Origin of the sequence: Streptococcus cristatus (genome assembly GCF_003944225.1) — a bacterium.
Lineage (GTDB): Bacteria > Bacillota > Bacilli > Lactobacillales > Streptococcaceae > Streptococcus > Streptococcus cristatus_K.
In genome coordinates, this window is sequence record NZ_RJPN01000002.1 from 1 (window position 1) to 11,694 (window position 11,694).

12 protein-coding genes are annotated in these 11,694 nt (G+C 40.8%); all 12 read right to left on the bottom strand.

Features of this window, described 5'->3' with window-relative positions; genetic code table 11:
* Positions 1-750, bottom strand: a 750-nt coding sequence (locus D8797_RS02950) for an ATP-binding protein (RefSeq protein ID WP_514132997.1), incomplete at its 3' end; no start/stop codon positions are given.
* Position 751: 1 nt separating this feature from the next.
* Positions 752-1,834, bottom strand: a complete 1,083-nt coding sequence (locus D8797_RS02955; protein ID WP_125379207.1) for a hypothetical protein — start codon at positions 1,832-1,834, stop codon at positions 752-754.
* 239 nt (positions 1,835-2,073) lie between these two features.
* Positions 2,074-3,000, bottom strand: coding sequence for a YobF C-terminal domain-containing protein (locus D8797_RS02960; RefSeq protein WP_125379208.1), 927 nt, complete (start codon positions 2,998-3,000; stop codon positions 2,074-2,076).
* Positions 3,001-3,053: 53 nt separating this feature from the next.
* Positions 3,054-3,887 carry an AraC family transcriptional regulator gene (locus D8797_RS02965; protein WP_125379209.1) on the bottom strand — a complete coding sequence of 278 codons (834 nt, stop codon included), beginning with the start codon at positions 3,885-3,887 and terminating at the stop codon, positions 3,054-3,056.
* 85 nt (positions 3,888-3,972) lie between these two features.
* Positions 3,973-4,467 (bottom strand): YkgJ family cysteine cluster protein, encoded by a 495-nt coding sequence (locus D8797_RS02970; protein WP_002904626.1) that lies wholly within the window; start codon positions 4,465-4,467, stop codon positions 3,973-3,975.
* Between the two features lie 245 nt (positions 4,468-4,712).
* Entirely contained in the window at positions 4,713-5,357 is a 645-nt protein-coding gene (locus D8797_RS02980; protein WP_005590456.1) for a hypothetical protein, read from the bottom strand.
* Positions 5,358-5,534: 177 nt separating this feature from the next.
* On the bottom strand, positions 5,535-7,358 hold the full coding sequence (gene lepA, locus D8797_RS02985) for a translation elongation factor 4 (RefSeq protein ID WP_125379210.1): 1,824 nt from the start codon (positions 7,356-7,358) through the stop codon (positions 5,535-5,537).
* 123 nt (positions 7,359-7,481) lie between these two features.
* Positions 7,482-8,384, bottom strand: coding sequence for an RluA family pseudouridine synthase (locus D8797_RS02990; RefSeq protein ID WP_125379211.1), 903 nt, complete (start codon positions 8,382-8,384; stop codon positions 7,482-7,484).
* A complete protein-coding gene (gene lspA, locus D8797_RS02995; protein WP_061422761.1) occupies positions 8,368-8,835 on the bottom strand; it encodes a signal peptidase II in 468 nt (155 codons plus the stop codon). Before lspA ends, D8797_RS02990 begins: the two co-directional genes overlap by 17 nt.
* On the bottom strand, positions 8,832-9,740 hold the full coding sequence (locus D8797_RS03000) for a LysR family transcriptional regulator (RefSeq protein WP_061422760.1): 909 nt from the start codon (positions 9,738-9,740) through the stop codon (positions 8,832-8,834). The genes lspA and D8797_RS03000 overlap by 4 nt, the downstream gene beginning before the upstream one ends.
* A 102-nt stretch (positions 9,741-9,842) precedes the next feature.
* Positions 9,843-10,757: a TDT family transporter gene (locus D8797_RS03005; protein WP_125379212.1), complete on the bottom strand. Its 915-nt coding sequence runs from the start codon at positions 10,755-10,757 to the stop codon at positions 9,843-9,845.
* A 49-nt stretch (positions 10,758-10,806) separates the two neighbouring features.
* Positions 10,807-11,664, bottom strand: a complete 858-nt coding sequence (locus tag D8797_RS03010) for a GNAT family N-acetyltransferase (RefSeq protein ID WP_125379407.1) — start codon at positions 11,662-11,664, stop codon at positions 10,807-10,809.
* Positions 11,665-11,694: the final 30 nt, after the last annotated feature.

Consider the following 11,694-nt stretch of genomic DNA (forward strand, 5'->3'; position numbering starts at 1 on the left):
ATCAAATATATGAGAATTACCGTCTTCAAATACAAATTCAGAAATAAACCCTTTAAAATTATATTCAGGCATCCAATCCAATGGCAGTACTTTTCTAAAACAGTAATCAATTAAATCATCTAAAGTCTCTTCGAAAGTATTTATTCTGATTTCCCATTTATAATTAGAACTGTTTGAAATGAATCCTTTATTAACAAGTAGTTCATAAGCATCAAACTTGGATTTTGCATCCTTTAGCGAGAACTGTTTACTATTTCCATATCGTCGTTTAATTACACTATTATAATCTTCATAACCTCTTAATACTTTTGAAGATTGAAAATAATACATATTGTCTATCTGACCATCCTCTACTGCACCTAAATTATAAATGCCTGTGTATTTAAGTTTGTTTATTTGCTCTATATGGCTATTGATTTCAATACTTTCTATATCAAAATTAAACATCTCCAATAAAACATTGCTATTCCAAAAAATTAAACAGTAAGAAGAATCAAAAGCATGGTAATTTCTCTCCTCTTTGGTACACCCAATCAGATCCAAAATAGTTGTCTTCCCGACACCATTATTCCCAACTATTGCTGTTATGTTACTTATATTATCTCCATAAAAATTTGGAACTGAATCCTCAACCTTGTTAACTTTTAAATTTCTATTCCTCCACTCTATTGTATAGTTAGAATTAAAAACAATTGGTTCATTCCATGAAATATTGTTGTATTTTTTAATTATTAATCCTATTAACACCATATTATTCTCCTATTAAACCAATATTTCTACTAATATCTGTTACGAATTTAGATAGAGGACGCTTCCCATACTCTTTAGAATCAGTATATGCGCCAGTAAGAAATCGTTTAATTTCACTGTCTGTAAGTTCCTTCATTCCATCCCCTTGAAATAATGATTTAATTCTTTCTGTATAAGGTTTCGAATAATATTCTTTTTTCCACAACAATTCTTCAATTACATCAGAATGAACTTGGTATAACTCTATTATACCAATATTATCAAGGTCTTTCTTAAGTAAATCAAACTTTTCTGATTTTTGCCTCTCAATAAAAATTCTAGGTTGATGAATAGATTTCAAATCATAATTAAACCTAAAAAGTTTATCCACCTCAATACTTGAATCATAAGGGGAAATACTAAACTCACTAGTCAATTTATTGTAATTACAAGAGGCGCAACTAGGTACCAAATTATAAAAGCAAACTGCTAATAGTGGATAGTCTATTTTTGACCAAAAATGATCTAATTGACACGAATTCAGCAATTCAATATATTGCTCATTTATTTCATGGCCATTTGGGCATTTTCTTTCTAAATATATTTCATCAATATTGTACTCAAAACTATCTGCATTATTATCTCGACATGCTTCACACTTGTAAACTTTCATTGTAGAATTGATAAAATTCCTATTACAGTAAGGACAAACAATAAATTCAGAAGCCTTTACTCTAGAAAACCTAATTTCTTTTGTAATAAGATTATAAGAAGATTTTAAACACGATTTAAAATTTTGGAAATAATAAAGTCCATTATATTCGGGATGAAAAATCCAATCTTTTCTATCTATTTTTTTAGCATTCAAAAACCATTTAAATATTTTATATAAATCTTCATATTCAAGTCGCATCAATTCTAAAAGCACATCATCGCCTGCACTCCAATTAATCCCTTCAATGACTAAATACTTCCTAATCCACTTTGAAATGTCCTTTTTAAAAGATTCTTCACCTCTATATTTCTGTGGAAAATTCATTTGTTCGTATATAGATTCACACCACTCTCTCACGTAAACTGGATCCAACTTTTCAATCTGTATCATTTAATTTCCTCCGATTCTATTATAACACAAACAACAACTAATCCATCTGAGACTGGATAAAATCATTACAACTACATATTATATACATACCTATACACAAAAAACCAGCCGCTCAAAAATGAACGGCTGGTTTCTAATCTATTTCACCACTGGAATCCAGACTTTCATTTGATAGTTTGGTGGCTCTTGTTTCGATTCTGCTGCACTACCAAACAGCATCTTCCTTTTTCTCACTTCTTCTACTCTTTTTTATAGTGAATACACAAATCTCTAAATTTATTATCTAACGCTGCAATATCATACAAGACTTCTGATAGTTTCTGATAATCTTCCTTGATACAAAATAGATGAGCTTGGCCGAACAATCTTGCTAAATTTTCTTTTAGTTCAGATCTGACCGTATCGTGGTCTTTTAAGAAGTTGCTCATGTATAGATTTCTGATAGAAGCCAATTTGAAGCTAAAGTATCGATGAAGATGCTTTTGTTCTTCATTCAAGCCATTGTCCGCTACCGACTTAGCATATCTTGCTATCACATTCTCCTCGCCGTGCTCATATCGTTGCTTGATCAGCATAGATGTTTTCTGGTAAATCTCTTTGGAAGTTGGAGATTTGATTTTTTGGAAGTTTCCCCACATGGAGAAAGAGCCTCTTTTATAGTCGATATTTTTAGCTTCCCAGGCTTTCGAAAATTCTGAGAAACTCATTTTTATACAAGCAAAGCCTGATGGATCATGGAAATAGATAAACTCATCATCTAGATCATAAACCGAAACAAAATGGTCCACCCCATACAAATGGATATGATTGGGATTATAAGTCAGATAACCCATGTCCAAAGGGCCAAGAACAAGAGGCCCGCTGAGCAAGAACTTACTTAAGATTTCTCTGATAGAGAGAAGATTCACTGCATTAGAATCCTTTATATAGTATTCATCATATGTAAAGCCCAGAATGTCTAAAGAATGGCTGATAGAACTATCTGGCATCCCATTATCAAAGAAGACTAAGGGGTGTTTTTCATCTTCCTTTACAATACTAGCGCCGTTTCCCATCGCCATAATGGCTTCCAAAAACTCAGAGCGAACATCATAACCATACGAATGCAGCGCCATCGCAAGTGAATATGTATAACAAAGAGAAACGTCCCCAAAATACATCTGCATAGCATCATCCTCCTCTATAATCGACAGCTAAAAAATGACTTGAAATCACCATTTTATTTCACCACTGGTATCCAGAGTTCCATTTGATAGTCTGGGGAGAACATATCACCCTCGGTGTAGACTTCAAAATCTGGTGCTCCTGAGTGGCGATAGCCAGTTTCTGGGAAAAAGACTTCCAAGACATATTTCCAAGCATGGTGGATGCCGGCTGGTATAGCGCCTTTGACCGGTACGATGGCATACTCAGCTTCTGCGATTTCTTTAATTGACAGACCTAGTTCTTCTGCTTTCGCTTTATCCGCCACATCATAGGCCGCCATATAGTTGATAATCTCGCCTTCTTTGACATCCGAGCAGACGCCAAAGGATTGGCCACTGCCCATACTTTCTAAGCTTTCAAAGCTGTGATTTGCATAGAGCTGCTCCCATGCAGACGGGCACTGGCTATTGTCAATAGCTTCCAATAGGACGCCTGCTACAGTAAAAGCAGGTTTCTTTTGAATCTTGATATCCATGTTCTTTCCTCCTGTAATCTTTAAGGATAATTGAAGTCTAGGAAAAACCCGATAAGGTTTTCCATTTCGAACTTCTGAGGGAGTTGCACCATGGAATCTCTTGAAGGCTGCGCTAAAGGCATCCGCAGACTCATAGCCGTATTTCATCGCTATTTCAATGACTTTCTCAGAGCTTTCCCGCAAGTCTGTCACAGCTTCTGACAGCCTGCGATTGCGCAAGTATTCTGCTAAAGTCATATCTGCTAGAATAGAAAAGAGCCTGCTAAAGAGAGCATAAGAATAGCCTGACAGCTGCTGGAATTTCTGCAAATCCACTTCTGCGTCCAGCTTACTTTCCAGATATTCCATGGTTCGATTGAATTGATGCATCATATTCTTTTTCACCTCTTGACTATAGTCTAACAGATATCAGATACTTCTGCCCTAGAATTTTTGTACAAGATTTAAAGGAGGATTATTACAACCTATCCCGCAGCTTCTCCACAAAGAGATAGGCTGCTGGGCAGGTCAGGGTATTTTTGATTGTCAGATGATTAATCTGATGAATCTTCTTGCGGTCTGTGTGAGGGAACTCTCGGCAGGCCTTGGGACGGACATCGTAGATAGAGCAGAGATTGTCTCCACCTAAAAAGGGACAAGGCATGGCCTTGAAGACCTTGTCACCGTCTTCGTCCACCTGCAGAAATTCCTCTTCAAAAGCCGGCAGCTTCATCTTGAAGTACTTGGCAATGCGAACAATATCGGCTTCCTTAAAGTCTGGTCCCAGCGTCTTGCAACAATTGGCGCAGGCTGTACAGTCAATCTCCTCAAAGACCTCATCATGGATTTGCTGGGCAATTTTATCTAGATTTTTTGGTGGTTTTTTCTTGAGACTGGCTAAAAATTTTCGGTGCTCTTTCTGCTTTTGCAAAGCTAGCTGGTGGTACTTTTCAAGGTCGATTTCTTGAGTCATAAACTACTTTCTAATCAGTTAATTTTCGTTAGCATTATATCATAAATCTCAAAAAAATGAGACTAGGACAAAAGTCCTAGCCTCTCAATTGTCTTTGGATTGTCGAGCAAGACGCAGTGGTTGAGTGGGCTCTACTACGCTGATTTCATCAGCTTTTACAGCCCTACTCAACTGTGCGGAGGTGAGACGACGAAATCGAATTCTAACGAATTACCGATTTCTGTCCCACTCTCATTTACTTTGTTTTAAATATTGTTAGTTGGGCCTTTTTCATCAAGGCTCCATGTTTCTTCTATGTATGAGATGACAGAAGCCAGAGTTTTTCGGTCGCCTTCAAAAGAGATCAAATACACTTTGTCGTCTTTTTGGAAAACCCAAGAAACAACTAGTTGCCCTGATTTCATAATTACATTCAGTTGGAAAGCTTCATTGCCAGAAACAGTGGATTTTGCTCCCCACATTTTTTCTACATCTTTATTATCATTCCAACTATAGGCCAGTCGCTGGGCAATTAACTCAGCATTGAAAGTTTCTCCATCTTGGACATGAGCTTTTTCTCTAGTATAGCCATTCATGGTAACGATATTATAAGCTGAGCCATCCGTGAACTGAACGCTGTCGCCACCATCTAGGTCGGTGAACTTGATCCAATTACTTGGAATATCGATATAGCCGTAATCAGCCGAGCCAATGCGTTTAGTCTCGGTTGTAGTGGAAACATCTTTGTCACTAGCTTTATCAGATTTGCTGCTATCTTTTTGAGAAACTTGACTAGTTGTACTACTAGAAGTAGACGATTTCCGATTACCATAATTTTTAATAAGGCCACAAGAAGCCAGAGACAGACCAACCAAAACTGTCAAGAAACTAAGAAAATATTTTTTTGCCATAACAAATCTCCTTTTTAGACTACATGAGCCCGAACTATCTAGATTTCCATACTATCGAAACATTATAGATAACATAGAACGTTTCAAGATTGCTTCTCTATTTTATTTTCAGGAACTGATCGACTTTTTTCCTTCACTTTGTAATGCTGAACTCAGGCAAATAAAGTCCACCGAACTTTATTCCTCATCCATACTAAGGACGCTGAGGAAGGCCTCTTGTGGGACTTCGACAGATCCGATCGCTTTCATCCGTTTTTTACCGGCTTTTTGTTTTTCTAGAAGTTTGCGCTTCCGAGAAACGTCACCACCATAACACTTGGCCAAGACATTCTTACGCAGAGCCTTGATGTCTGTACGAGCCACGATTTTCTGTCCGATAGCGGCTTGAATAGGTACTTCAAACTGCTGACGAGGAATGATTTTCTTGAGCTTGTCTACAATCAGCTTACCGCGCTCATAAGCAAATTCCTTGTGAACAATGAAGCTGAGAGCATCAACCTTGTCGCCATTGAGGAGAATATCCATCTTAACCAGCTTGGACGAGCGATACTCAGAGATTTCGTAGTCAAAGCTAGCATAGCCACGAGTAGAGGACTTGAGCTTATCAAAGAAGTCAAAGACGATTTCAGCAAGCGGAATCTGATAGATGACATTGACCCGATTGTCATCAATATAATCCATGGTCAAAAAGTCACCTCGCTTGCGCTGAGCCAACTCCATCACTGCTCCGACAAATTCCTGGGGCACCATAATCTGCGCCTTGACATAAGGCTCCTCGATGGAATCAATCTTGGTCGGATCCGGAAACTCACTCGGATTAGAGACATCAATAGCTTCACCATCTGTCAGATTAACCTTATAGATAACAGACGGCGCCGTCATGATCAGATCAATATTAAACTCACGCTCCAAACGCTCCTGAATGACATCCATGTGCAGCAAGCCCAAGAAGCCACAACGGAAACCAAACCCAAGCGCCTGTGATGTTTCTGGTTCAAATTGCAGACTAGCATCGTTTAGCTGGAGTTTTTCGAGAGCCTCACGTAGGTCATTGTATTTATTAGACTCGATCGGATAAATACCCGCAAATACCATCGGGTTCATCTGCTTGTAACCGTCTAGTGGCTCAGATGCTGGATTGTTCGCCAAGGTTACTGTGTCTCCGACCCGGGTATCCTGCACCGTCTTGATAGAGGCTGCGATATAGCCAACATCCCCTGTCGCTAGGAAATCACGTCCAATAGCTTTCGGTGTAAAGATACCGACCTCAGTTACGTCAAAGTTCTTGCCATTACTCATGAGCTGAATGGTGTCTCCCGGCTTGACCACACCGTCCATCACCCGCACTTGCAGGATTACCCCACGATAGGCATCGTAGACTGAGTCAAAAATCAAGGCCTTGAGCGGTGCTTCTACATTTCCAGTCGGTGCTGGAACTTTCTCCACTATTTGTTCGAGGATTTCTTCAATTCCGATGCCAGCCTTGGCAGAAGCCAATACGGCTTCGCTAGCATCCAGACCAATCACATCTTCAATCTCTGCCCGCACCCGCTCTGGATCCGCAGCTGGCAGGTCAATCTTATTGATAACCGGCAGGATTTCCAAGTCATTGTCCAGCGCTAGATAGACATTAGCAAGAGTCTGAGCCTCAATCCCTTGGGCCGCATCAACCACCAAAATGGCACCTTCACAGGCCGCAAGAGAACGCGATACTTCATAGGTAAAATCCACGTGTCCCGGTGTGTCAATCAAGTGAAAGATATAGGTTTCGCCGTCCTTGGCGGTATAATTGAGCTCGATAGCATTGAGCTTAATGGTGATGCCGCGCTCCCGCTCCAAGTCCATGCTGTCCAAGAGTTGGGCCTGCATTTCCCGGCTGGAAACCGTCTCAGTCGCCTCTAAAATTCGGTCAGCCAAGGTTGATTTCCCATGGTCAATGTGGGCAATGATGGAGAAATTGCGAATCTTCTCCTGACGTTTTTTCAAATCTTCTAAATTCATTTTTCTCATCCTTTTAGGGTATTCTATTTATTATATCATGATTTGTCGAAAATAAAAACGACTGTAACCAAGACAGTCGACTTAATTTCCCATTTATCTAGAGTCTCATACATTCGGAGACGATTAGTCATGGGCTTTTCTGAGTTTTTCAAGAGTTTCTAGGAAAATAGCTGGCGCTTCAGCCGTAAATTCTAGCACTTCGCCAGTCCGAGGATGGGTGAAGCCCAGTGTTCGCGCGTGCAAAAATTGACCATGGCCCTTCAGGGTCTTACGAGGTCCATAGAACTCATCTCCAGCGACTGGATGACCGATATAAGCCATGTGGACACGGATTTGATGCGTCCGCCCCGTCTCCAGCTGCAGCTCAACAAAGGTATAGTCCCCAAAACGTTCCAAGACTTGGAAACGTGTCAGAGCGGGTTTTCCCTTGGCTGTAACCGCCTGTTTCTTGCGGTCTTTTTCACTACGACCAATCGGCGCCTCAATCACTCCGCGGTCATTAGGTAGATTGCCATGGACAATCGCCCAGTATTTACGCAGGGATTTCTTATCCTTAAGCTCATCTGCAAGTGCCAGATGGGCTTGGTCATTCTTGGCAATCATCAAAAGGCCAGAAGTGTCCTTATCAATCCGATGGACAATCCCTGGGCGCAACACACCATTGATGCCAGAGAGATCTTTGATGTGGTACATGAGGGCATTGACCAGAGTACCGCTGGTATGGCCAGCGGAAGGGTGAACCACCATGCCTTGTGGCTTGTTGACGACGGCAACATCCTCATCCTGATAGACAATCTCTAGCGGAAGATCCTCTGCCACATACTCAACTACCTCTGGATCAGGTACTTCATAGGAAATGACATCACCTTCTTTGACGGCATACTTGGCTTTTTTTGCCTCTCCATTGACCAAAATCTGGCCATTTTTTATCTGTTCATTGGCTAAACCACGGGATAGCTCTGTCAGGTCCGCCACTGCCTTATCTAAACGCAGACCTGCAGCTGCCGCATCAATTTTCAATTCCATTTGTTTCTTCCTTCAACATCACTAGTAATAAAATCGCTACTCCAACAGTCAGGTACATATCCGCTACGTTAAAAATAGCAAAATTGACAAAATCTAGCTGGAACATATCCACTACAAATCCTTGCTGAATCCGGTCAATGAAATTGCCCAAGCCACCAGCAATAATTAGAATGAGTCCCGTCAGCATCCACTTGGAAGCTTGGATATTTTTAATCAAATACCAAACAGCAACTCCAATCACGATACAAGTTATCAGAGCGAAAAACCACTGCTGATTTTCCAAGATAGAAAAGGCTGCACCAGTATTTCGCAGATAGGTCAAACTGACGATCTTAGGAATAAACTTTCTAACTTGCCCCAATGAAAAATTGGAAACAATATAATACTTGACTGCCTGATCAAGAGCAATCAAAAGAATAACTAAAAAAGGAATCGCAATTTTACGTTTCATACTTCTCTTTTCTGTGCAAAATATTCTTTCATAACAGCTACAAAAGCTTCGCCGACCTGACTCAACTCTACATCTTCCCTCTTGACATAAACCATGTGATTGTCTAAATTGTCTCGTAGTTTGATGACAGTGATTCCATTTACACTGTTGCTATCCAAAAAGCCAGATCCAGTCGCATAAGCATCCGTCCGCTCCAAAATCCCATTCAGCGTTGCTCGATCCGTTACATTAAACATCTGGGAGCTAGCGCTGGTATCAACAAAATTCTCAGAATAATAGAGGTACTCATCCTTTTCCTGTGTGAAGCGAACAGTTGGCAAAGTAGCCAAATCCTCCATAACCAGCTCCTCCTTTTGAGTCAGAGGATGGTCTTCCCGTAGATAAATGTGGGTCTGGAAAGGAATTAGCTCAATGACCTCCAAGCCGAGCTTTTCCACCCGCTGCATAATGCCCTTGCTATTCTGATTGTTGAGATAAATAATCCCAATCTCACTGTGGCCTTGGGCTACTTCATCCAAAATCTGGACGGTTGTCGACTCGAAAATCCGGAAATTCTTATATTCTGGATACTTTTGAGAAAACTCCGTAATCAACGGCGGCAAAAAGTCATAGTGCTGGCTGGCAATGGAAAATTCATCTTTTTCCTCTTCAGGATTAGCATACTGATTTTGAAAGACATCGAATCCTTTGACCAATTCCTGAGCTCTTTCGTAAAATTCCATACCACGGCGGGTCAAGAAGGTCCCACTACTGGTTCGACGAAAAACTTTAAATCCCAGCTCCTTTTCTAAATCTCGCACCGCGATAGATAAACTGGGCTGGCTGACATACATCTTTTCTGCTGCTTCGCGGAAAGTTCCGCTGTTGGCAATAGCCACTACATAACGCAATTGTTGAATATTCATATCTTTTTCCTTTTATAAATACTCCTAATTATACCACAAAACCAGCCTTCCTCAAAGGCAGGCAGCGACTTTCCTCTTGGAAATACATATCTGAAATCTGCTTCATTTGCCTAAAATGTCCTTTATATATAAAAAGGTGACATAAAGAACGACAAACAAAGCTATTAAGACCTCAAAAACAAGCAGAATTTGCCCTGCTAGTCCAAGATTCAACACGTTCAAAGACTGCTTCAAGGCTACAGCCGAAATAACCAAAGGGAAGGTAAAGGCCGAAAATCCTGCTGAAAAAGGACGATTGATCAAACGAGGCAGTTGCCACAAAATAAAGGCATAAAAGCATTGACCTGAAATCAAGAGCAAGCTCAACAAGACAGGATTTGGCTGAGAAAAAGTAGCTACATAAGCCGCCGTCATCAAGGAAATAGGTGCACAAATCGTTGTCGTATTCGGGCGAACATTCTCTACTAAGCCGATTTTATAGGTCTTATAAAGGACGATTGGCAAGACCAAAATAGTCGCTAAAAGCCCGTACCAAAAGACCAGCTGGCCCAAAGCTAACTGCTGGGGAACCGCAATGGTCAGAGGAGCGACACCAATCCCGACAAATAAGACCGTCCAAGCAGGAAAGACATTCTCCCACTTGAAAGGAAACACAAAGGTCAGGATATAGTAGGCCATCAAGAAAACCAGTCCGCCGAAGCTCAACCACCACAGCACTTGCGCACTAATTCGGGCAAAATTCCCCAAGAAAGTCCAGCTCGCTAGATAAGTCGAAGCCACCATTCCCTGCATGAAAAAGGTCGGAAAGACCGAGGCTACTAATGCTTGCCCCAGCTGCTCTTTGACCTGCTTAGTATGCATCAGCATTCCCATCACTAGATGAAGGAAAAACAAGAGTGCCAGACTTGCTAAAAGATAACGTAAGAGCTGACTAACATTACCGACTAAATTTCCCAAGGCTAGTAAGCCTAGTACCAAGCCAGCCTGAACTAAGAATGGCTCTTTTCTCTTTATCATAAACAGATCTCCTGACCTCCATAGCCCTTTACTCTGAAGGTTAATCTTTTTATTTTCTCTTTAAATAAACTGCTTCCGATTTTCGTTTAAAGCCTAATCTTTCATACAGCCTTAAGGCACCTGTATTTTGAGCTTCTACTACGATTTGACAGACTTGTCCATTTCGGCCAGAAAGGTCATTCAGAATAGACCTTACTAGGTGACTCCCCAGTCCCTGTCCCTGAAAGGCCTGATCCACAGCTAATGCGAACAGATAATTGCTACCAAAACTTGTATCCACTGAGCAGGACGCCACGATTTGATCGTCTTTTTTCAGGACATAGAGCAGGCTATCTGGGCTCTCCAGCGCTTGACTGGCATAGTGAAGCGCAGTCTCCATCGGCATTTCAAAAATCTGCGACTGAAAAGCTGCAATCTCCGCAACCATTTCCTTTCTCCCCAGCAAGACTTCCACTCCTTCCTTTTCTTCTTCAGGTAAAGTTCCTGCAGCCTGCTCCAGCCAGATTTCCGTTTCTTTCAAATCATAGTCAAACCTCTCAGCAAAGGACGGATGGTCTGCTAAAAACTTGACTTCACTGATGTATTCGATTTGGGATAAATCGTATTGTTCTGCAACTTTGGAAAATTCCTGTAAAAGAGTGTTTGCTATGCCCTGTCTGCGATAGTCGGGCAATACATAAATAGATACCTCTGCTTGACCCGGCTCATCCGCATATACCGATAAAAAACCGACCGTTTGATGATCTAGATTGGCCAGAAAAAATGCTGGCATATCAACATCAAAATTATAGGCATTATCCAGATAAGGAAGTCGATAAGTCCCATCTGCAACGTGACAGCTTTGAACCAGCTCAAAAAGCTGATTCTTGATTTCCTGACTAGGCTGGCTATAAATCTGTATTTCCATCATTCTCCCTCACAAACTTTTAACAATAAT

Bases quoted from the DNA above. Each gene is read 5' to 3' on its own strand.
- D8797_RS02955 (WP_125379207.1), bottom strand. From the start codon at position 1,834: ATGATACAGATTGAAAAGTTGGATCCAGTTTACGTGAGAGAGTGGTGT.
- D8797_RS02960 (WP_125379208.1), bottom strand. From the start codon at position 3,000: ATGCAGATGTATTTTGGGGACGTTTCTCTTTGTTATACATATTCACTT.
- D8797_RS02965 (WP_125379209.1), bottom strand. From the start codon at position 3,887: ATGATGCATCAATTCAATCGAACCATGGAATATCTGGAAAGTAAGCTG.
- D8797_RS02970 (WP_002904626.1), bottom strand. From the start codon at position 4,467: ATGACTCAAGAAATCGACCTTGAAAAGTACCACCAGCTAGCTTTGCAA.
- D8797_RS02980 (WP_005590456.1), bottom strand. From the start codon at position 5,357: ATGGCAAAAAAATATTTTCTTAGTTTCTTGACAGTTTTGGTTGGTCTG.
- lepA (WP_125379210.1), bottom strand. From the start codon at position 7,358: ATGAATTTAGAAGATTTGAAAAAACGTCAGGAGAAGATTCGCAATTTC.
- D8797_RS02990 (WP_125379211.1), bottom strand. From the start codon at position 8,384: ATGGAATTGAAAATTGATGCGGCAGCTGCAGGTCTGCGTTTAGATAAG.
- lspA (WP_061422761.1), bottom strand. From the start codon at position 8,835: ATGAAACGTAAAATTGCGATTCCTTTTTTAGTTATTCTTTTGATTGCT.
- D8797_RS03000 (WP_061422760.1), bottom strand. From the start codon at position 9,740: ATGAATATTCAACAATTGCGTTATGTAGTGGCTATTGCCAACAGCGGA.
- D8797_RS03005 (WP_125379212.1), bottom strand. From the start codon at position 10,757: ATGATAAAGAGAAAAGAGCCATTCTTAGTTCAGGCTGGCTTGGTACTA.
- D8797_RS03010 (WP_125379407.1), bottom strand. From the start codon at position 11,664: ATGGAAATACAGATTTATAGCCAGCCTAGTCAGGAAATCAAGAATCAG.